The organism is Streptosporangium sp. OZ121, from assembly GCF_051918885.1.
GTDB lineage: Bacteria > Actinomycetota > Actinomycetes > Streptosporangiales > Streptosporangiaceae > Streptosporangium.
In genome coordinates, this window is record NZ_JBPXMC010000019.1 from 45,021 (window position 1) to 66,361 (window position 21,341).

The window sequence follows — 21,341 nt, forward strand, 5'->3', positions numbered from 1 at the left end:
GAGGTCGATCGACGCGCCGCCTCCGCGCCGGCCGTACACGCCGAGAGCCGACCGCGCGAGATCGGCCGCACGCGCCGCCCCGGAGAGCCACCCGGAGATCTGCCCTGAGGCCCCGGCTGAGAAGCCCCGCCCGCGCCGTCCCGGGGGTAAAAGACCGCACAACCCCGGCCACGGGTTGCAGGACCACCGCCCCGGGCCCCGCCGCCCGGTTCCACGAGGGCCGGGCGCACAGACCACCTCCGAAGGCCGGAGCCGAGTCCCCCGACCCGGTTCCAGCCGGACGCCGGAGCCGACGGGATCATCGCACTCGTCGGCTCCGGCGTCCTGGCTTTCCCGTCGTCTCCGTCTTGCCCGTCAGCCGTCGGGCGTGCGGTTCCCGTCCGCGTTCCGGATGCGCTCGCCGGTCCAGACGGCGATCTGGGCCCGCGAGTGGAAGCCGAGCTTGGTCATGATGTGCTCGATGTGACCTTCCGCGGTGCGCTGGGCGATCGTCAGCGAGGACGCGATCTCCTTGTTGCTCAGCCCCTGGGCGACGAGCTTGGCGATCTCCGTCTCCCTGCGGGTCAGCGGCGACGGCTCCTCGGCCTCGCCGGAGGGCTCGCCGCGGGGCGCCTCCTCTTCGAGAGCGAAGGCGAAGGCCTCGTCGCACCGCATCTTCGAGCCCTGCCTGACCAAGGTGTCGAAGGCCTGCTTTCCGAGAGCCTCGCGCGTGCGCTCCTCGCATTCGTCGTGGTAGCGCGTCAGGTGCCCGTAACCGGACAGCGGCGCCCCGATCACCTGCCAGGCCGTCTCCAGCACCCCCAGCAACCTGGCCGCTCGCCGGTGGTCGCCGTCCGCGGCGGCGATCCAGGCCAGCACCTCCACGTTGACGCCGACGCCCAGAAGATCGTCGAGTGAGCGGTTGAACCTCAGGCTCTCCTTCTCCAGCTCCGTGGCGCGCGGGGCGTCGCCCTGGCACCAGACCCCGACGCCGAGCGCCATCATCGCGTACGCCCGGTGCCAGCCCTCCCCGTGGGCGTCGCACAGCGCGATGCACTCCTCGCCGGCGGAGACGGCGCTCGGCCAGTCGCCCCGGAAGGAGTGGGCGAGGCAGAGCCGGACGAGCGCCAGTGCCTGGCCCGCCGGGTCGTCGTCGGCGCGGTGGCGCGTCACCGCCTCCTCGTACAGGCTGATCGCGAGATCGACGTCCCTCCGGAACATGGCGATCATCCCCGAGTAGAGCGCGACGTAGGCCAGGACCGGCTCGTGCCCGGGACGCCAGCCGAGTTCCCTGGCCTCCTCCAGCATCGTCGCGGCGGAGACGATGTCGGCCTGGATGACGGCCAGCCAGCTGTTGGACCACAGCGCGCGGCCCCGGACCTCGTCGGAGCCGGTACCGGAGAGGAGGCTCAGGTCCAGCCAGTGGCGCCCCTCCCTGAGGTAGTGGCTCGTGATCCAGTGGTAGAGCAGATCGGTGGCCATGCCCAGGGCCGTGGAGGTCTCCCCGGACTCGCCGAAGCAGTACTCCAGCGCGGTGCGCAGGTTGGCGTGGTCGAGGTTCAGCCTGCCCAGCCAGGACACCTGGCGCGGGCCGAACCGCTCCGCGTACGCCTGCGCCGCCAGTCGGCGATAGTGGTCGCGGTGCAGCCGCTGCAGGGCGCTCTCCTGCCCCGAGGCCACGAGCTTCTCCCGGCCGTACTGCCTGATCGTCTCCAGCAACCGGTAGCGGGTCGCGGTGGACGTGGCGGGAAGGTCCTCCCGGACCAGGATCGACTTGCCCACCAGCTCGATCACCAGGTCGACCACCTCCTCGCGGTCGATGCCGTTCCCCGAGCAGACCGCCTCGGCCGCGTCGAGGTCCAGGCCTTCGGTGAACACCGAGACGCGCTCCCACAGCAGCCGCTCCTTCTCGGTGCACAGGGCGTAACTCCAGTCGATCAGCGCGCGCAGCGTCTGCTGGCGGGGCCGCGTCGCGGGTGAGCCGCCGGTCAGCAGCCGGAACCGGTTGTCCAGCCGGGCCAGCAGCTCCTCGGGGGAGAGGGCGCGCAGCCGCACGACCGCCAGCTCGATCGCGAGCGGGATGCCGTCCAGCCGGCGGCAGATCTCCTCCACCGCGGACCTGTTGGCCTCGGTGAGCGTGAAGTCCGGCAGGACGGCGGTGGCCCGTTCGGCGAACAGGCGTACCGCCTCCGACTGCGCCGGCGGCTCCGCGGACGGCCCGGGGCCGCCGGGGCCCGGCGGCGGTGGCAGCAGCAGGGTGGGCACGACCAGTGTCTGCTCGCCGGAGATGCCCAGGGCCTGCCGGCTGGTGGCGAGGATCCGCAGGGAGGGGGCCGCGCGGACGAGGGTTTCCGCCAGTACGGCGCAGGCTCGCAGGAGATGCTCGCAGTTGTCGAGGATCAGCAGCGCCCGCTTCTCCCGCAGGTGGTCGACGAGCACCTCCACAGGGGGCCGGTGGGAGACGTCCCTGATCGCCAGGGCCTCGTTCACCGATGCGGCGAGCAGCTCCGGGTTCTCCAGCCCGGCGAGCTCGACCAGCCACACCCCGTCGGGAAACGCCCGCTGGACGTCGGCGGCGACGCGCAGGGCCAGCCGGGTCTTGCCGACCCCGCCGGGGCCGGTGAGGGTCACCACGCGTGCTCCGGACAGCAGGCGCTTGACCTCGGCCATCTCGTGCCGACGCCCCACGAAACTGGTCACCTCGGGGGGCAGAGCCGTCGCCTGCCACCGCTTCGGGGTGACCGATGCCACCTCATCCATCAGTGCCTCACGCCGGCTTCGGCGAGCGGATCGCCGTATGTCCGGATCCAACCGGCACAATCCACACTATGCGCAGGCCGTTTTCCCGCGCGTTCCCGTGTCCCGGGCCCCGTGACCTGGGCGGGCACCGGCGGGGGCGCGGGCCGGTGACCCGTCGCCCCGGCCCGGGGGTTCCGGTGGCGGGGTGTGCCGCCGGCCGGCGGGTCCGGTCCGGTTCGGTGGCCGCCGCTCACCACGCCGGCGCGGGCACGATCACCTCACAGGAGGCCGTCCAGGAGTCCGCCCAGGTCGATGTCCACCAGGGCGGGCCCGTTCCCGGGAGGGCTCTCCGAGTCCCGGGGTTCGCGCGGGCCCGGGTCCGTGCTCGTGTCCGGGGTCGTTTCCGTGTTCGGGCCTGTCTCCGGGGTCGTTTCCGGGCCTGTCTCCGGGCCTGTCTCCGGGCCTGTCTCCGGGTCCGGGTCCGGGTCCGGGTTCGTGCCCGGGTCGGGGGCGCAGGGGGGCAGGTCGATCCGGACACTCCGGGTGGGGAAATCACCCATGGGATCGGTGTTGATCACCACCACCCGCGTGACGTGCCCCCCGCACCGGGGCAGGGCGGCGAACTTCCCGATCACCTCCCGCTCGTATTCCGTGTCGCCGGACAGCTCCAGCTCCCGCGTGCTGCTGGTCAGCGTCTCTCGCGTGTCCCCGATCGTCTGGAGGAACCCGAGCCGCACGGTCACCGGCCAGGTGCTGGGGGCCTTCACCCGGAAGCCGACCGTGGTGCCGTCGAAGGAGGTGATCGAGACCGTGGACGGCGCGCACGGCTCGCCGCCGACCCTCTCCGTGCGGCTGGCCGCTCCGCCCGGGGAACGGGGCACGGTGGAGACCGTGACCCGGCGGTAGAGGGTCTGCTCGCAGGCGGGGACGGTGAAGTCGTGCGGGACGGTGTGGGAGTAGCTCTTCAGCCCGCCGATCACGGAGGTGCGCGGGGCCGCCCGGACGAGCCGGCCGGGATCGGGTCCCTCGGCGAAGGTGACGGTCACCGCGACCTTCCCCGTGGTGGAGGCGCGGAAGCCGACCGTGGCCCCGAGCGAGTCGATTCCCACGACCTTCAGGCCGCTGACCGTGTGCACGGACCCCGGCGCCCCCGTCCCGGTGGGTTCCGGTACCGGCGGCCGGGTGGACGTGGGTACGGGCGTGGGCGGGCGGGTGGGGGCCGCGGTTCGCGAGCGCGTGGGCAACGGGGGCGGTGGCTGCGAGCCGGTCGGCGAGGGAGGGGCGGGGGGCGGGGAGATCAGCGTCCGGGTGGGGACCGGTGACGGGGGCGAGGTGACCTGGCCGGGGTTCGCGCCGTTCGGGGAGGAGCCGGGCTTTCTGGCGGCGGCACTTCCCGAGGGGCGGCCCGGCCCGGCGGAGGGATCGGGAGGCGCCGACACCTGGCTCCGCCGCCGCTGCGCGGGGGTCTCCTCGATCATCGCGGAACCGGGCGGCGGGGTGAAGATCGTGTCGGCGGAGAGCCGGTCCTGCGGCCGGTTGGCCGCGATCACACCGGCGGTCATCGCGACGGTGATCACTCCCAGCCCGGCCAGGGTCCTGGGGCCCAGCCGGGGACGGCGCACCCGCCCCACCCGGCCGAGTACCGTCTGGGCGACCGAGGAGGCCGCCTTCGGCGCGGGCTTGGCCAGCGGGAACGCCAGTGCCAGCAGCGTGGCGAGCTCGGCCAGGTGCCGCCGCCCGCGCTGCTCCCACTCCGGCCCGTACGCCGCCAGCGCCGCCGCCTCCAGCTCCTCAAGGAACGCCCGCGCGCTCTGCGGCCGGTCCGCCGGGTTCTTGGCCATGCCCCGCGTGACCAGCCCGCGTACCGAGCTGGGCACCTCCTCCACCGGGATCGCCTCGTGCCGGTGGCGGTGCATCAGCACGAGGCGGTGGTCGGCCAGGTAGGGCCTGCGCCCGGTGAGGCACTCGAAGAACACGCACGTGGCCGCGTAGACGTCGGTCGCCGCGCTCGCCGGCGCCCCCTCCCACTGCTCGGGCGCCATGTAGGCCGGGGTGCCGGCGGTCGTCCCGGTCTCCCCGACGTGGGCGGCGATGCCGAAGTCGGCCAGCTTGCTGCCGCCGTCGGCTTGGATCAGCACGTTCTCCGGCTTGTAGTCGCGGTGCACGACACCGGCGGCGTGCGCGAAGGCCAGGCCGAGCAGCGAGCCCTTGAGCACGGCCAGCGCCGCCTCCGGGCTCGTGCTGCCGTGCTCGGACAGGATCCGCCTGAGCGCGACCCCGTCGACCAGCTCCATCACGATCGCGGCTTCGAGCACGTCCTCGTAGTACTCGTAGAGCTGGACCACGTTCGGGTCCTGCAGCTCCACCATGACACGGGCCTCCGCGCGGAAGCGCGCCAGGAAGCGGTGATCGTCCTTGAGGGTCGCGTTGAGGTATTTGATGGCCACGTAGGCGCCTGTGGGGGCGTAGGTGGCCAGCACCACGCGCCCGCCCCCGCCGGCGCCGAGTTCCCGAACCTCGCGGTATCCCGGAACCATCCCGTCCCCTTCCGAGTGCCGTCGACTTGTTCGACGGTCTCACCCCTGCGGTTGGTTGTCACGATTGGTCAACTTTTGCGAATGGTGACGTTGGAATCGTGCTCGGTAGCCGACCGCGCAGGGGCAGGGGCAGAGTGGGTGCGGGGGTCAGCGGGCCGGGTGGGCGCGGGGGAGCGACTCGTAGACGGCCTCGGCCAGGCGGTAGGCGCGGAGGTTCCCCGAGGCGGCGCCCGCCATCCTGTTCATCGTGTACGCCATGCCCAGGCCGTGCTCGACGTCGCCGAGGCCCAGCGACCCGCCCATGCCGGTGTGGCCGAACGCGGTCTCCGCGCCTCTCGCGGGGGTGAGGAAGGTCAGCGCCGGGCGCATGTAGCCCAGGCCGAAGGAGCTGTCGAGGAACAGCACCCTGTCCGGTCCGTTCACCCTCCTGCGCGTCGCGCCGCGCAGGGTCTCCGGGCGCAGGATCCGCCCGGCCACCAGGTCGCGGTAGAAACCCGCCAGGCCCCGCGCGGTGGTGACGGCGCCCATCGCGGGCCAGCCCGCGCGCAGCACGACCGGGTGGTTGGCGCCGCCCCGCAGCCGGTGGATCGGAGGGTTGCCCAGGGCCCGGTTCAGCAGGCTGTCCTTGTCGAGCGAGGCCCTGGCCATCTCGTAGACCGGGTCTCCCGGCCCCTGTCCCGGCAGCTCCGGCGCCGCGGGTTCCGCGGGCGGGGCGGACGGCGAGGCGACGGGCGGATCGGCGGGCGGGGCGGCGGGGGGCGCGGGGCGATCCCCGGCGGACAGCCGGGCCGCCCGCGCCGCCACGTCGTCCGGGGCGCCGACCCAGAGCTCCAGGCCGAGGGGACCGGAGATCTCGGCGGCCACGATCTCGCTCACGGACTTGCCCGACACCCTGCGGACCACCTCGCCGACCAGGAACCCGTACGTCAGCGCGTGGTAGCCGTGCGCGGTGCCCGGCTCCCAGATCGGCTCCTGCCCGGCCAGCCGGTCCGCGATGGCGGCCTGGTCCTCGAACTCCTCGACGGGGACCTCCTCCTCGATCACGGGCAGCCCCACCTGGTGGGTGAGGAGGTGCTCGACGGTGACGCGCTCCTTGCCGCGCCGCGCGAACTCCGGCCAGACGTCCGCGACCGGGGCGGTGACGTCGAGCAGGCCGCGTTCGGCCAGCAGCTGCGCGACCGTCGCGGTCACCGCCTTGGTGCACGAGTACGCCAGCACGGGGGTGTCGCGCTCCCAGGTCCGCCCGCTGCGGCGGTCGGCGACCCCGCCCCACAGTTCCACGACCGGCTCGCCGTCCAGGAAGACCGCGAACGCCGCGCCCAGCTCCTCGCCGCCGGCGAAGTGCGCGTCGAACACCTCCCGTACCCGCGAGAAGCGCGGGTCGCAGTGCCCGTACGTCCCCACACGACCCTCGGTCCCGCCGTCTGCCGCCATCGCCCGTCCTCGCCCGTCCTCGCCCGTCCTCGTGCCCTGGGGTGGGCACCTGCCCGTGCTCTGGAGTGAGCACTTGCTTGGTGGCCGAGCCTAACAACCGGGGCCGTCCGCGCCCAGGAGACCTGGGGTTCTCCGCCCGCAGGTTCCACGGTGTGGCCGGGCATGGCGACGCGCGGCGCGACCTGGGAAACTCTCCTCACGCGCGATACGGGCGGGCCGTGCCCCGTCAGGTGGGAGCGTGGCAGAAAAGCCAGGTCCGGCAGTGACTAGAGTAGTTGTACTAACATCTGAAATTACTTCCCCGGGGGAGAAGCATGAGCCGTCCACAGCGGGGGACCCTTCGTGACGTGCGCAAGGGCAACCGGTCCGTGGTCCTGTGGACGCTGTACTTCGCCGGCGAGCTGAGCAGGCACGATCTGGCCCAGCTGACCGGCCTCAGCGCCGCCACGGTCAGCAACGTGATCGGTGACCTCATCACGGACGGCATCGTGGTGGAGACCGGTTCCGTCGACTCCGACGGCGGGCGACCACGGATCATGCTCAAGGTCGATCCCTCGTACGGATACGTGGTCGGGGTGGGCGTCGGGGAGACGCGCGTCCGGGTGGAGCTGTACGACCTGGCGATGGAGGAGCGGGCGAGGAAGGAGTTCGCCCTCGACCCCAGCCACCACGAACCGGCCGTGGTGGCCCGGCACATCCTCGACGGTCTCCAGGCGGTCCTGTCCGACGCCGGAGCCACGGAGTCCGAGGTGCTCGGCATGGGTCTCGGCGTTCCCGGCGTCGCCGAGCAGGGCTCCGACCTGCTCATCCACGCCCGCGCGTTCGGCTGGGACGGCGTACCCCTGGGCGCGCTCCTCCGCGAGGGCACCTCGCTCCCGATCTTCGCCGACAACGGCGTCAAGACGACGGGCCAGGCCGAGCTCTGGTTCGGTGCGGGCAAGGGCGCCCAGCACCTGGTCATGACCTTCATCGGCACGGGGGCCGGGGCGAGCATCATCAACGGCGGCGTCACCTACCGGGGAACGGCGAGCGGCGCGGGCGAGTGGGGCCACACGAAGATCGTCCTCGACGGGCGCCCCTGCCGCTGTGGCGGCCAGGGCTGCCTGGAGGCCTACATCGGCGCCGAGGCGATCCTGGCCGGCGCGGGAAGGGACCTGGGGGGTGACGACGAGGAGAGCGTCTTCGCCGAACTCCTCGCCGACCCGCTGGCGCGGCCCGCGCTCGACGAGGCCGTCCGCTGCCTGGGGGCCGGGCTGGCCAACCTGATCAACCTCTTCAACCCCGAGCGCATCATCCTCGGCGGCTGGGCCGGATCCCTCCTCGGGCGGAGGTTCCTTCCCGAGATCCGCGCCGCCGCCGCCCGGTACGCCCTGCCCCTGCCCTTCTCGCAGGCGTCGATCGAGCTGGGCAGGCTCGGGGCCGAGGCGGTCGCCCTGGGCGCGGCCACCCTGGTCGTCGAGGACTTCCTGCTGCGCAGCCACGCGGTGCGTCCCGCGGGCCGCGTCACGCCCCCGCCCCCGACGCCGGAGCCGGCCGGGCACGCGCCCGTCTGACCTCGCAGGGCGAGGCGCCGCGACCGCCCTCACGGTGTCCCCGGGACTGTTGACGCCGCGTCCGTTCAGCACTTATTTTGCATTCTGTACTAAGCGTGATGATGAAGTAGGGGATGGCTGTGGGCAGGTTGTACATCGACGGGACGTTCCAGGACGCCGCCTCAGGAGGCGCCGCCCCCGTGCACGAGAAGGCGACCGGTGCGCAGATCGGCACGTACGCGCTGGGAGGTCCCGCCGACGTCGATCGGGCCGTCGCCGCCGCCCGTGCCGCGCAGCCCGCCTGGGCCGCCCTGTCGGCACCCGATCGGGCCGGATACCTGCGGGGCCTCGCCGAGCACCTCCAGGGCCGCTACGAAGAGCTGGTCGAGCTGAGCATCCGTGAGACGGGCGGGGTGCGGGCCAAGGCCGAGGACGAGGTGAGCACGAGCATCCGCCAGCTCCTCATCTCCTCCGTCCAGGCGACCGAGAACGCCGGGGACATCCTGCCCCCGTACAAGGCGGGCAAGCTCTCGCTGTCGCGCGCGGTACCGCTGGGCGTGATCGGCGTCATCACGCCGTGGAACTACCCGATGAACCTCGCCATGCGGATGGTCGCGCCCGGCCTGGCGTTCGGCAACACCGTCGTGCTCAAGCCCGCCGAGCTGACCCCGCTGGTCGGCGGCCACGTGCTGGCCGAGGCCGCCGAGGCCGTCGGGCTGCCCGCCGGGGTGTTCAACGTGGTCACCGGGGACGGCCCCGAGGCCGGCTGGGCACTGGCCGAGCACCGGGGGCTGGACCTGCTGGACTTCACCGGCTCCCGCGAGGTCGGCCTGCTCATCGCGGCCTCCGCGGCCACCGACCTGCGCGCGATCCGCCTGGAGCTGGGCGGCGACAACGCCTTCATCGTCCTGGAGGACGCCGACGTCGAGCTGGCCGCCTCCCACGCCATGATCGCCTCGCTGGAGTTCCAGGGGCAGACGTGCATCAGCTCCAGCCGGCACATCGTCGTCCGCGAGGTCGCCGACCGCTACCTGGAGGCCGTGACCAGACGGGTCGAGGCGCTGCGCCTGGGTGACCCGATGTCGCCGGACACCGACCTGGGCCCGCTGATCAGCGAGGGCCAGCGGACCCGGCTGCACGAGCGGATCGTCGCGCCCTCGATCGCCAAGGGCGCCCGGCTGGTCGCCGGCGGCACCTACGACGGGCTGTTCTACCGCCCCACCGTGCTGGCCGACGTGACCCCGGACATGCCCGCGTTCACCGAGGAGATCTTCGGGCCGGTCATCCCGGTGACGGTGGTCGACTCCGAGGACGAGGCCGTCGAGCTGGCCAACCGGCATCCGATGATGATGGACTCGGTGTTCACCGCCGACCTGATGCGCGGCATGGACGTGGCCGAGCGGCTGCGGGCGGGCGAGGTCCACGTCAACGACGCGCACGCCCGTCACGGCGCGGAGAACCAGATGCCGGGCTTCACCAGGCGCCAGTGGATCGGGGTCCAGCGCACCCCGCTCACCCTGCCCGACTGGGCGAGCGACCCGGCCGGCCGCCGATGAGGAGGGCGCTGGTCGTCCGCGGCGGCTGGGAGGGGCACGTCCCCGTCGAGGCGACCGAGCTGTTCGTCCCCGAGCTGGCCGCCGCGGGCTTCGAGGTGACCGTCGCCGACGACCTGGCGGTCTACGCCGACGGGCCGCTGCTGGCCGGGACCGACCTGATCGTGCAGTGCTGGACGGGCGGCGTCCTGACACCGGAACAGGAGGCGGGACTGGTGTCGGCGGTCCGCGCGGGCACCGGCTTCGCCGGCTGGCACGGCGGCCTGGTGGCGACCTTCGACGGCAGCCACGACTACCTGCGGATGGTCGGCGGGCTCTTCCTGCACCACCCCGAGGACTTCCTCACCTACGACGTCGTCATCGACCCCGCGCACGCCGGGCACCCGATCGTCGCCGGGCTGGACGACTTCACCGTCGAGACCGAGCAGTACTGGATGCTCACCGACGCCCACAACGAGGTCCTCGCCACCACCCGGTTCGTCTCCCCACAGACCCCGATGCCCGTCGTCTGGACCCGCCGGTGGGGGAGGGGGAAGGTCTTCTTCTCCGCCGTCGGCCACCGGATGGAGGACCTGCGGCACCCCACCGTGCACGAGCTCACCCGGCGGGGCCTGATCTGGGCCGGCCGGTGACCGCCGGTCCGCCCTCGGTGGTGCCGGCGATGTACCCGGGGCTGCCCGCCCGCCTGTTCCCCCCCGGCGTCGCCGACCGCCTCCGCGCGGTCGCCGAGGCCGACCTGGCGGCGCCGCTCACCGACTTCGCCTCCGACGAGGCGCGGGCGCGCCTGGAGCGGGCGGAGGTCCTGGTCACCGGCTGGGGCTGCCCGCTCATCGACGAGTCCGTGCTGCGCCGCGCGCCGCGCCTGCGGGCCGTCGTGCACGCGGCGGGGAGCGTCAAGGGCCACGTCGGCCAGGCCGTGTTCGCCCGGGGGATCCCGGTCAGCTCGGCCGCCTCGGCCAACGCCCTGCCGGTCGCCGAGTACACCGTGGCGATGATCCTGCTCACCGGCAAGTCCGTCCTCGCGCTCGCCCGCGAGTACCGGGACAGGAGGGAGGACCTGCGCCTGTACCAGGGGCGCGACGGCCACCGCGACTACGGCGACTACGGCAACTACGGCAGGACCGTCGGCCTGGTCGGGGCCTCCAGGATCGGCAGGAGGGTCGCGGAACTGCTCGCCCCCTTCGACCTGGACGTTCTGATCGCCGATCCGTACCTGGACGCTCGGGGCGCGCGGGCGCTCGGTGCCCGCCTGGTCGGGGTCGACGAGCTGTTCGCCGCCGCCGACATCGTCTCCCTGCACGCCCCGGCCACCGACGACACGATCGGGATGGTCGGCGCGGCCCGCCTGGCCGCGATGCGCGACGGCGCGACGCTCATCAACACCGCCAGGGGCTCCCTGGTGGACCAGGGGGCGCTCGTCGCCGAGCTGGCCACCGGCAGGCTGTCGGCGGTGCTCGACGTGACCGAGCCCGAGGTCGTCCCCGCCGACTCGGTGCTGTGGGACCTGCCCAACGTCATCCTCACCCCGCACGTCGCCGGGGCGCTGGGCAACGAGCTGGCCAGGCTGGGGGCGTGCGCGGTGGACGAGGTGCTCCTGGCGCTGGCGGGCCGGCCGCTGCGCCACCCGGTGGACCCGGAACTGCTGGCGATCACCGCGTGACGCGCGCAGGGGTTACCTCCCGGCGGCGGCCGCCGTGTCCGGCCGTACGCCGTGGCGGAAACGGGCCTGCCTCGAAGACGTGATGCCGTACGACGGGAGGTCGTACGGCATCACGGACACGGATCGCGGCTTCACGAGGTGGTGAAAGCGGATGCTCCCCCGTCCCTTTCCGAGGGCGGGGGAGCATCCGTGTCAGGTGATACCCGGGACTCCCGGGTCAGATCCCGTTCCTGCCGATGACCCCGCTGTACCACAGGGCGCTGTCCTTGGGGATGCGCGTCTGGGTGTCGTAGTCGACGTGGACCAGCCCGAACCGCTTGTCGTAGCCGTAGGCCCACTCGAAGTTGTCCATCAGCGACCAGGCCAGGTAGCCGCGCAGGTCGGCTCCCTCCTGGATCGCCTGGTGGGCGGCGAGCAGGTGGGTGCGCAGGTAGTCGACGCGCTCGGCGTCGGCCACCCTGCCGTCCTCGGCGGAGTCGGGGTAGGCGGCGCCGTTCTCGGTGATCATCAGAGGGGTGGACGGGTAGTCCCGCGCCAGCCGTACCAGGAGCCTGCGCAGGCCGTCCGCCTCGACGGGCCAGCCCATGGCGGTCACCGGCAGGCCGGGGTCGGGGTGCTCGACGCCCTCGGTGCCGGGGAAGCGGTCGGAGGAGGGCGTGCCGACCTTCGCCGCGACATAGGTCGGCGCGTAGTAGTTGACCCCCAGGAAGTCGATCGGGGCGCCGATGAGCTCCTCGTCGCCGTCGAGGATGTGGTCCAGGCCGGTGAAGCGGGCCGTGTGCTCCAGCATGTCGGCCGGGTAGCGCCCGTACACGATCGGGTCGAGGAAGATCCGGTTGTGCAGGCCGTCGACGAGCCTGGCCGCCGCGACGTCGTGCCGGTCCTGCGGGTCGCGGGGGGACACCGGGGTGAGGTTGACCGTGACCGAGACCTCCCCGGCGCCCGCCGCGCGCAGGGCGCGGGCCGCCAGGCCGTGGCCGAGCAGCAGGTGGTGCGCCGCGAGGAAGGCCGAGGCCGGCTCGGCGCGGCCGGGAGCCTGGTCGCGGGTGCCGTACCCGAGGAAGGCCGAGCACCACGGCTCGTTGAGGGTCGTCCAGGTCCTGATCCGGTCTCCGAGCCGGTCGTACACCGCCTCCGCGTACCCGGCGAAGTGGTGGGCGGTGTCCCGTACGGTCCACCCGCCCCCGTCCTCCAGGGTCTGCGGCAGGTCCCAGTGGTACAGCGTGGCCATGGGGTCGATCCCGGCGGCCAGCAGGGTGTCCACCAGCCGGTCGTAGAAGTCGAGGCCGCGGGGGTTCACCGGTCCGGTGCCGTCGGGCTTGATCCGGGGCCAGGAGATGGAGAAGCGGTAGGTGTTGACGCCGAGGTCCCTCATGAGGGCCACGTCCTCGGCGTAGCGGTGGTAGTGGTCGCAGGCGACGTCGCCGGTCTGTCCGAGGTGCACCCGGCCGGGGGTCCTGGAGAAGGTGTCCCAGATGGAGGGGGTACGGCCGTCCTCCGCGGTGGCGCCCTCGATCTGGTAGGCGGCGGTGGCGACCCCCCAGCGGAAAGCGGGCGGGAACAGGGCCAGGCCGGTGCCGGTCCGGTCGTCGGTCTGGGTCATCCCTTGATCGCTCCTTGCGTGGTTACGCGGATGTGTCGCCTGACGAGCAGCGCCGGGACGACGATCGGTGGCCGGGCGCCGGGCAGTACCCAGCCGGTGCCCAGCCGATGCTCTCTGCGCATCGAGTCACCCTCCCGCGCTTTGTGAGCGCTCACGGGGAGTGGCGACTGCTCAACTTCGAGGCTTAATTCATATTGAAATTTAAGAGGCAAAGCTCCGTCTGCGTCAAGGTGGTGTTATCGAGTCGTTTCTCACGTCACGGACAGTGCCGATCCATGTCGGAGGGGCTCCGGGGCTCCTGCGGGGCCCGCTTCCCAGAAGCCGGGTCTCGTCGTGGTCCATGAAAGATTACGGCCGTACGGCACGCCGCGGGGTCGGAGTTCTGTCAGGCGCGGAGCGGCCGCCCCTGTCGTGGGCGATCCGGAGAACCTTCTCCCGGAAGTCTCCGTGAGGGGGTTAACAGTTTTTGTATTGCATTACGCTTGCGGGTCGACAGGTGCGGAGATATCGTCGTCCGCGACAGGTAGATCTTCGGGACGCCAGGCCCGCCCAGGGAGGCGGTGGCCCGAAGCCGGCGTGGGAAAAGCCGTGCCCCGGGCGGCATGCGAAGCAGAGGCGGACCCGGGGCTTACACGTTCACCCTACCCGGCGCCGCCGGTCCCCAACAGTTGATCCCAGAGAGAGCGGTCGTGACCTCCGAACTGCCTGAATGGTTTCAGCGGGTGTTCTCCACGCCGCGCTTCACGCCCTACCTCGACGTCTCCGGACGAAATGTCATGCGGGCATGGCGGCTGTACCGCTGGAACGTCGAGGTGTCGGAGGCCTTCTACGGTCCTCTGCACTGCCTGGAGATAGGGCTGCGGAACGCGGAGCATGACCAGCTCCGCGCCCGCTACGGCCGGGCCGACTGGTGGGAGGTGGCACCGCTGCGGAGCCATGACGCCTGCAAGATCGCCAAAGCCCGGGACGACCTGGGTCGTAGAAGTCGTAGGAGCGGCATTCCTTTCACGGCCGACGACGTGCTCGCCGAACTGTCGTTCGGCTTCTGGGTGTCGCTCCTGAGCCAGGCCTACGACCGGCACCTCTGGGTGCCGGCGCTGCACAGGGCCTTCCCGCACTATTCGGGCCGTCGCGGCGAGCTGCGCGACAACCTCCAGGCGATGGTGCTGTTCCGTAACAGGATCATGCACCACGAGCCCATCCACCACCGGCACCTGGTGGCCGATCACGCCAAGATTTATCGCCTTCTCGGCTACTTGGAACCCGAGGTCGCGCCATGGCTGCGGCGCTTCGACCGGGTGCCTGAGATCCTCGCCCGGAAGCCGAAGGAGGATCATGACGACGAACAGGCCTGACGGCTACGTGTCCCGGTCCGACATAGCCCGGCTGGCGGAGGTGCGGCGTCCGGCCGTGACCAACTGGGAACGCCGTCACCGTGACTTCCCGTCGCCCGTCCCGATCGGCGGCGAGGAGCTTTTCGAGACGTCGGTCATCGGCGCCTGGCTCGATCGCCGCGTGATCGCGAGCAACATGCTCATGGCCGGAGAACCGGCCGGTTCCACATACGGCACCCGTTTTCGTCGGAACCTGGCCATGCCTTCCGACGAGGAAAGGCCCGTGCCCGTGCCCGCACCTTCCAGCGCGCCTCCCGGTCCTTCCGACGAGGAGGACGTCCTGTGGGAGAAGCTCATGAGGCTGCGCGGCCCCGTGGACCCGGCCCAGTACCGGGATCTTGTGCTCATCCTCGTCTACCTGCGTGTGCGGAGGAGCGGCAGCTGGGGCGCGGTTACACGTGATCTCCGGGAAGGGCACGGCCCGATTGCCCTGGCACGCCTGAGCGCAGAGGTCGACGCGATCCTGCCGAACCACTGGATGCTCGACTGGGCTGGTTTCGGGACGCTCAACCGGTCCGGTCGCAGGCTCGCCGGCATCGCCGACGCGGTCGATCAGGCGGTCGACCGCCGTGGGGGCGCGGAGGTCTTCCACGGGCTGCTGGGACACTTCGCGCTACTGGAAGGTCGCAAAGGCGGAAATTTCCACACACCGGACTCTGTGGTACGCGCGCTGGTCGAGGTTCTGTCACCGGACCTGCCACAAGCGATTCACGACCCGGCCTGCGGGACGGGCGAACTGCTCGTCGCAGCGGCGGCCCGTGTCCGGGAGGCGAGCGGCCGGCCGCCTTCCTCGGTACGCGGCGAGACTTCCGACGGGCGAACTCTCACGCTGGCCGGGATGAACCTCACGCTCCACGGAGTGGACGCCGACCTCGCCACTCGTCCGGTTCACGAGCTCTGGAATCCGTATCCCCGGTCGCGATTCGAATACGTCGTCACCAACCCGCCCTTCAACATGGGCGACTGGTACTCCGGCGACCCTGACCGCGGATGGTGGCCCTACGGGGCACCGCCTGCCCACAACGCGAACTTCGCCTGGTTGCAGCACGCGGTCGGCCTGCTCGCGCGGGGAGGACGCGCGGCCGTCGTCATGGCACCCAACGCCGCCTACTCCGAGAACGAGCGAGAACGGGCGATCCGCGCGGGCATGGTGGAGGACGGCTGCGTCGAAGGGGTGATCGCGTTACCACCCCGGCTTTTCTCCTCGACGGCCGTCGCCGTCACCGTCTGGCTGTTGACACCTCCGACCGAGTCGCGCGAGGAGGTCTTCTTCGTCGACGCCTCGCGCACGGGGCGGATGGTCACCCGTACCCGGCGGGAACTCGGTGCCGACGACATCCGGGAGATCGGTGACATCGTCGCCCGCCAGCGGCGCGGTGAGGAGCCGGGCTCCGCGCCGGCCACGTCCGTACCGCTCAGGGACATTCGTGATCAGGACTACAACCTGAATCCCCGCAAACACGTCGTGCCGCTTCCGGCGGCCGTGCCCGGCGATGGGCGGACGGTCGAAGCCCTGCTGAGGAAACTCGACGACCTGCACGTACGGGCGGCGGAGGCGGACGCGAGAGCCGAACACGAGCTGAGGAGACTCGGATGGTGAGTTCACTCATCGGGGAACTGCCTGACGGCTGGACCGAGGTCAGGCTCGAAGAGATCTGCGAGCTGAAGGCGGGATCCTCCACCCCGGCGGACTCCGGCGGTCCCGTCGCCGTGATGAAGCCGAGGAACATCGCCGACGACAGATTCACCGGAATCCCCGACGGGATCGGTGAGGAGGCCGCCGCGAAACTGCCTTCCTACCGGCTCATGGCCGGAGACGTCGTGTGCGTACGAACCGGGGGCATCGGCAAGCACGCCCTGGTAACGGCGGAACAGGAAGGGTGGGTGATCGGTACGGGAATCATCAGACTTCGTCCCGGCCCATCGGTCGACCCGTCGTACCTCAGTCACTACCTGAGCCATCCGTCTGTTCAGAACTGGTTCGCCCGCAACGGCGCGGGAACAGCCGTGCCCAACATCAGCACCAGAGCGCTGGGCGCGCTTCCCGTCGCGCTCGCCCCCCTCCCGGTGCAGCGCTCGATCGGCAAGACACTCGGCGCGCTGAACGAGAAGATCACGGCTCACGAACGAATCTGCCAGACCACCGCCGAACTCCGAGACAGCATCCTTCCCCTGCTGATGTCCGGAACCCCGGTCGCACAGGGACTGGGCGGATCCGGCGGATAGCCCCCGGTGGGCGGGCAACGCCCACCGCCGCGTCGTCGTCATGCTCGTCTCCGACGCGGGGAACGGTTCCGCGTCCAGGGTCGCCGTCCTCCACCTGGGGCGAAAGCTAGCACCCGGGTCCGATAGCTTTCCGTGGGTGACTGTCCTTCTGCCCGGTGTGGCGCTCACCGACCACGTGTTCACCGTCCCCCTCGACCACGCCGACCCCGGTGGCGAGACGATCGAGGTCTTCGCCCGCGAGGCGGTGGACCCGGCGCGGCAGGGGGAGGACCTGCCGTGGCTGCTCTTCCTGCAGGGCGGTCCCGGGGGCAAGTCACCGCGCCCGGCCGCCGCCGACGGGTGGCTGGGGCACGCCTTGAAGACCCATCGGGTCCTCCTGCTCGACCAGCGGGGGACCGGCCGCAGCACCCCCATCACCGCGAAGACCGCGCGCGGTACGGACGCCGAGCTCGCCGCCCGCCTCGGGCACTTCCGGGCCGACTCGATCGTGGCCGACGCCGAGCTGATCCGGCGCGAGCTCTGCGGCGACCGGCCGTGGGAGACCCTCGGCCAGAGCTACGGCGGTTTCATCACGTTGACCTACCTCTCCCGGGCTCCCGAGGGCCTGGCGGCCTGTTACGTGACCGGGGGCCTGTCCGGGCTCGACGCCACCGCCGACGACGTCTACTCCCGCACCTACCCGCGCGTCCGCGACAAGGTGAACCGCTACTTCGCCCGCTACCCGCACGACTCGGGCCGTCTGGACGCGATAGCCGGCCACCTGCGCCTTCACGAGGTCCTCCTCCCGGACGGCGACGTGCTGACCGTGCGCCGCCTGCAGACCCTCGGCATGTGCCTGGGCATGAGCGACGGGGCCGAGTATCTGCACTGGGTGCTGGAGGAGGCCTGGACCGGCGACAGGCTCTCCGACCTGTTCCTGTACGAGGTCATGATGGCCACCGGCTTCGTCGGCAACCCGCTCTACGCGGTCCTGCACGAGTCGATCTACGCCCAGGGCGCCGCCACCGGCTGGGCCGCGCACCGGCTGCTGCCCGAGGAGTTCGAGGAGGACGCGGCGACGACGCTGCCCACCGGAGAGATGATCTACCCGTGGATGTTCGACGAGATCGCCGCGCTCCGCCCCTTCAAGGGCGCCGCGGAGATCCTCGCCGCGGCCACCGGCTGGCCCGCCCTCTACGATCCCGCCCGGCTGGCCGCCAACCGGGTCCCGGTGGCCGCCGCCGTCTACTACGACGACATGTACGTCGACGAGGGCCTGTCCATGCGCACCGCGCGGACGGTGGGCAACCTGCGGACCTGGGTGACCAACGAGTGGCAGCACGACGGTGTCCGCGTCTCCGGGGGCGCCGTCCTCGCCCGCCTGATGGACATCTCCCGCGGCGTCCACGGCTCCTGAACGTGCCCGGCTGGCTCCTGAACGTGCCCCGCTCCCGCGACGACCAGGGTCTTCGGACGTCCACGGCACCCGGACGTCGGGGCGTCGAGGGCGTCGCGGCACCTCCCGCCGCCGGGCGGGAGGTGCCGGCCGGGCGGTCTCAGGTGGAGTCGGCCGTCTCGGTGAGGGGGAGACGCACCTGGAAGCGGGTGTCGCCGGGCTCCGACTCCACGCGCAGGTCGCCTCCGTGGCGGCCGGCGACGATGCGGAAGGAGATGTCCAGGCCGAGGCCCGTGCCCTCGCCGACCGACTTCGTGGTGAAGAACGGCTCGAAGATCCGCTCACGCAGGGCCTCGGGGACACCGGGGCCGGTGTCGCAGATCTCGATCAGCGCGACCGTGTCGTGCTCCAGCCGGGTGCGGACGGTCAGGATGCCGGTGCCGGCCATCGCGTCCAGCGCGTTGTGGATCAGGTTGGTCCACACCTGGTTGAGCTCCCCGGCGTACGCGGGGATGGGCGGCAGCTCGGGGTCGTAGTCGGTGGCGATGGTGATCCCCGGCGGGATCTTGCCGCGGAACATGGTGAGGGTGCTGTCCAGCAGCTCCCGCACGTCCACCGTCTGGTACGGCGCCCGGTCCATCTGGGAGTACTGCTTGGCGGAGGCGATCAGGGAGGAGATCCGCTCGGTCGCGTCGGTCACCTCGTTCAGCATCTGGGTGATCTCGATGGCCTCCGACAGCCAGTGCATCGCCCCGTCCAGGTAGCGCTCGCCCAGCGCCTCGCGGACCTTGTCCAGCTTGCCGGCCTTGAACCCGGCGGCCACCAGCGGCGGAGCGATCTCCCAGGCGTCCGCCACCCCCGCCTCCTCCAGGGCGTCGGCCAGCTCGTCCTCGGCGTCGGAGATCTGCAGCGGGGAGCGGGAGGGCGCCTCCGAGGCGCTGGTGACGCACGTCTCGTGCAGGTCGATCAGCGTGCGCAGCCGCTCGGGCTCGATGCCGTCCTCGGCCAGCGCGGCCAGCCGCCCGCGCGAGGTCCTCATCCTCTCCCGCAGGTCGTCCACGGCCCGTACGGCCGCCGCGGCCGGGTTGTTGAGCTCGTGGGTGAGCCCGGCGGTGATCGTGCCGAGCGCGGTCAGCCGCTGCCGCCGGTCGATGAACTCCCGCTGGGCCATCCCGCCCAGGCGGGCCCCGTCCAGAAGGTGCACCGCCATCGGGAACCACTCGGCCATGATCATGCCGTACTTCCTGGCCGGAAGCATGAACATGCGCGTCGGCTTGGTGGCGCGCAGCGTGTGGCCGTAGGTGGCCGGGGCGCGGTCGCCCAGGTAGGCCAGGACCGCGCCGCCGTAGACGCCGGGTTGCGAGTTCGGGGTCATCGTGACCGGCCCGGCGGTGGTCTCGGTGATCATCACCACCTCACCGTCGATGAGCACGGCGAAGCAGTCGGCCGGATCACCCTGCTTGACGATCACCTCGCCCGCGTCGTACTCCTCCTCGTCCCCGTACCTCGCGAGCCACCGGAGCTTGTCCTCGTCGAGTTTCTCGAAGAGGAACAGCCCGCGGAGCACGTCAATGTCGATCATTCGGTCTCCCTCGTGAGCACGGGGAGGGACCTCGTCCGGGGTGGTCACATCTTCTCCAGGTAGCGGTGGACGAGTGCCACGGCCATCGCGCCCTCGCCGACCGCCGAGGCGACCCGCTTGATCGAGTCCGCCCGGACGTCGCCTGCGGCGAACACCCCCGGCACGTTCGTCTCCAGGTGGTACGGCTCCCGCCGGAGCGGCCAGTTGCGCGGCCTGTTCTCGTCGGCGGTCAGGTCGGGGCCGGTGAGGACGAAGCCTCTCGCGTCGCGCTCGATGGTGTCGCCGAGCCAGTCGGTGATCGGCTGGGCGCCGATGAAGACGAACAGCCACTCGGCCTCGACGGTGCGCTCGCCCTCGGGGCCCTTCAGGGTGATCCGCTCCATGTGGCCCTCGCCCTCGGCGCCGACCACCTCGGTCTCGGTGTGCACCTCGATGTTCGGGATCCGCGAGATCTGCTCGATCAGGTAGTGCGACATGGTCCGCTCCAGCCCCTCCCCCCTGACGACCAGGTGGACCTTGCTGGCGTACCCCGACAGGTAGACCGCGCCCTGGCCGGCCGAGTTGGCGGCCCCGACGATGTAGACCTCGCGGTTCGCGCACTCGGGCGCCTCGGTCAGGGCCGCGCCGTAGTAGCAGCCGGAGCCGATGAAGTCCTCCAGGCCGGGGGCGTTCAGCCGCCGGTAGGAGACGCCGGTGGCCAGGATGACGGTGTGCGCGGCGATCGTGCCGCCGTCGGCGAAGCCGACCACCCGGGCCCGGCCCTTGACCTCCAGGCTGGTGACCGTGCGGGCGGTGAGCAGCTCGGCGCCGAACTTCGCGGCCTGGCGCCGCGCCCGGTCGGCGAGCTGGGCGCCGGAGACGCCGTCGGGGAAGCCCAGGTAGTTCTCGATCCTGGAGCTCTGGCCCGCCTGCCCGCCCGAGGCGTGCTGCTCGACCATCACGGTGCGCAGCCCCTCGGAGGCGCCGTAGACCGCGGCGCCCAGCCCGCCGGGGCCGCCCCCGATCACGATCAGGTCGTAGAAGTCGGTGGCCGGGGCGGTGGACAGCCCCACGGCCTGGGCCAGTTCGGAAAGGCTCGGCGCGACGAGCTTCGTACCGTCGCCGGTGATGACCAGCGGCAGCCTGGCCGGGCTGACGGCCGCATTCTCCCCCGCCGCCTTCTCCTGGGCCGCCGCGAGCAGCTCGGCGCCCTCCGGAGAGTCGGCCAGCATCCAGCGGTAGGGCACCTGGTTGCGCGACAGGAAGTCCCTGACCTCGTACGACGGGGCCGACCAGCGGGCGCCCACCACCCGCAGCTCGTCGGACTCGCGCCGGTCCGTCCGCTGCCAGGCGTCGAGCTGGGCGTCCAGCACCGGGTAGAACTTCTCCTCCGGCGGGTCCCACGGCTTGAGCATGTAGTGGTCGAGGTCGACCACGTTGATCGCCTGGATCGCGGCCTCGGTGTCGGCGTAGGCGGTCAGCAGCACGCGGCGCGCGTAGGGATACAGGTCCATGGCCTGCTCCAGGAACTCCACGCCGTTCATCTGGGGCATCCGGTAGTCGGCGAGGATCGCCGCCACGTCGTCGCCCCGCAGTCGCAGCTCGCGGACGCTGGCCATGCCGTCGGCCGCTGTGTCGGCCCGGACGACGCGGTAGGAGTGGCCGTAGCGTCGCCGCAGGTCCCGGGCGACGGAACGGGACACGCCGGGATCGTCGTCGACCGTCATGATGACCGGTTTTTCCATGTC

15 protein-coding genes are annotated in these 21,341 nt (G+C 71.8%); 8 read left to right on the top strand and 7 right to left on the bottom strand.

Annotation, left to right across the window (positions count from 1 at the left end; genetic code table 11):
• Nucleotides 1–354: 354 nt before the first annotated feature.
• From ACTOQ1_RS28455 to ACTOQ1_RS28465, 3 genes are all read right to left on the bottom strand, one after another.
• Nucleotides 355–2,739 (bottom strand): ATP-binding protein, encoded by a 2,385-nt coding sequence (locus ACTOQ1_RS28455; protein WP_440071044.1) that lies wholly within the window; start codon nucleotides 2,737–2,739, stop codon nucleotides 355–357.
• 257 nt (nucleotides 2,740–2,996) lie between these two features.
• On the bottom strand, nucleotides 2,997–5,255 hold the full coding sequence (locus tag ACTOQ1_RS28460) for a protein kinase domain-containing protein (protein WP_440071045.1): 2,259 nt from the start codon (nucleotides 5,253–5,255) through the stop codon (nucleotides 2,997–2,999).
• Between the two features lie 147 nt (nucleotides 5,256–5,402).
• Complete coding sequence (locus ACTOQ1_RS28465) at nucleotides 5,403–6,689, bottom strand: serine hydrolase domain-containing protein (protein WP_440071046.1); 1,287 nt, start codon at nucleotides 6,687–6,689, stop codon at nucleotides 5,403–5,405.
• Nucleotides 6,690–7,003: 314 nt separating this feature from the next.
• On the opposite strand from ACTOQ1_RS28465, the gene ACTOQ1_RS28470 reads away from it, so the two are divergent.
• From ACTOQ1_RS28470 to ACTOQ1_RS28485, 4 genes are all read left to right on the top strand, one after another.
• On the top strand, nucleotides 7,004–8,242 hold the full coding sequence (locus ACTOQ1_RS28470) for an ROK family transcriptional regulator (RefSeq protein ID WP_440071047.1): 1,239 nt from the start codon (nucleotides 7,004–7,006) through the stop codon (nucleotides 8,240–8,242).
• A gap of 119 nt (nucleotides 8,243–8,361) precedes the next feature.
• Entirely contained in the window at nucleotides 8,362–9,777 is a 1,416-nt protein-coding gene (locus ACTOQ1_RS28475; protein WP_440071048.1) for an aldehyde dehydrogenase family protein, read from the top strand.
• Nucleotides 9,774–10,406, top strand: a complete 633-nt coding sequence (locus tag ACTOQ1_RS28480; RefSeq protein ID WP_440071049.1) for a ThuA domain-containing protein — start codon at nucleotides 9,774–9,776, stop codon at nucleotides 10,404–10,406. Before ACTOQ1_RS28475 ends, ACTOQ1_RS28480 begins: the two co-directional genes overlap by 4 nt.
• A 29-nt stretch (nucleotides 10,407–10,435) precedes the next feature.
• The gene (locus ACTOQ1_RS28485) at nucleotides 10,436–11,434 is read left to right on the top strand and encodes a hydroxyacid dehydrogenase (protein WP_440071050.1); all 999 of its coding nucleotides are present in this window, start codon (nucleotides 10,436–10,438) and stop codon (nucleotides 11,432–11,434) included.
• A gap of 217 nt (nucleotides 11,435–11,651) precedes the next feature.
• Here ACTOQ1_RS28485 and ACTOQ1_RS28490 read toward each other — a convergent pair whose 3' ends face one another.
• Nucleotides 11,652–13,037: a GH1 family beta-glucosidase gene (locus ACTOQ1_RS28490; RefSeq protein WP_440071051.1), complete on the bottom strand. Its 1,386-nt coding sequence runs from the start codon at nucleotides 13,035–13,037 to the stop codon at nucleotides 11,652–11,654.
• Nucleotides 13,034–13,159: a hypothetical protein gene (locus ACTOQ1_RS28495; RefSeq protein ID WP_440071052.1), complete on the bottom strand. Its 126-nt coding sequence runs from the start codon at nucleotides 13,157–13,159 to the stop codon at nucleotides 13,034–13,036. The genes ACTOQ1_RS28490 and ACTOQ1_RS28495 overlap by 4 nt, the downstream gene beginning before the upstream one ends.
• Before the next feature lie 567 nt (nucleotides 13,160–13,726).
• Here ACTOQ1_RS28495 and ACTOQ1_RS28500 point away from each other — a divergent pair.
• The 4 genes from ACTOQ1_RS28500 (at nucleotide 13,727) to ACTOQ1_RS28515 (ending at nucleotide 18,053) form a co-directional block, all read left to right on the top strand.
• Nucleotides 13,727–14,392, top strand: coding sequence for a hypothetical protein (locus ACTOQ1_RS28500; protein WP_440071053.1), 666 nt, complete (start codon nucleotides 13,727–13,729; stop codon nucleotides 14,390–14,392).
• Complete coding sequence (locus ACTOQ1_RS28505) at nucleotides 14,373–16,031, top strand: N-6 DNA methylase (RefSeq protein WP_440071054.1); 1,659 nt, start codon at nucleotides 14,373–14,375, stop codon at nucleotides 16,029–16,031. Before ACTOQ1_RS28500 ends, ACTOQ1_RS28505 begins: the two co-directional genes overlap by 20 nt.
• Nucleotides 16,025–16,657, top strand: a complete 633-nt coding sequence (locus ACTOQ1_RS28510) for a restriction endonuclease subunit S (RefSeq protein ID WP_440071055.1) — start codon at nucleotides 16,025–16,027, stop codon at nucleotides 16,655–16,657. Before ACTOQ1_RS28505 ends, ACTOQ1_RS28510 begins: the two co-directional genes overlap by 7 nt.
• A gap of 136 nt (nucleotides 16,658–16,793) precedes the next feature.
• Nucleotides 16,794–18,053, top strand: coding sequence for an alpha/beta fold hydrolase (locus tag ACTOQ1_RS28515; protein ID WP_440071056.1), 1,260 nt, complete (start codon nucleotides 16,794–16,796; stop codon nucleotides 18,051–18,053).
• A 139-nt stretch (nucleotides 18,054–18,192) separates the two neighbouring features.
• Here ACTOQ1_RS28515 and ACTOQ1_RS28520 read toward each other — a convergent pair whose 3' ends face one another.
• Both ACTOQ1_RS28520 and ACTOQ1_RS28525 read right to left on the bottom strand, forming a co-directional pair.
• The gene (locus tag ACTOQ1_RS28520; RefSeq protein WP_440071057.1) at nucleotides 18,193–19,614 is read right to left on the bottom strand and encodes an ATP-binding protein; all 1,422 of its coding nucleotides are present in this window, start codon (nucleotides 19,612–19,614) and stop codon (nucleotides 18,193–18,195) included.
• Between the two features lie 44 nt (nucleotides 19,615–19,658).
• Complete coding sequence (locus ACTOQ1_RS28525) at nucleotides 19,659–21,338, bottom strand: FAD-dependent oxidoreductase (protein WP_440071058.1); 1,680 nt, start codon at nucleotides 21,336–21,338, stop codon at nucleotides 19,659–19,661.
• Nucleotides 21,339–21,341 lie beyond the last annotated feature (3 nt).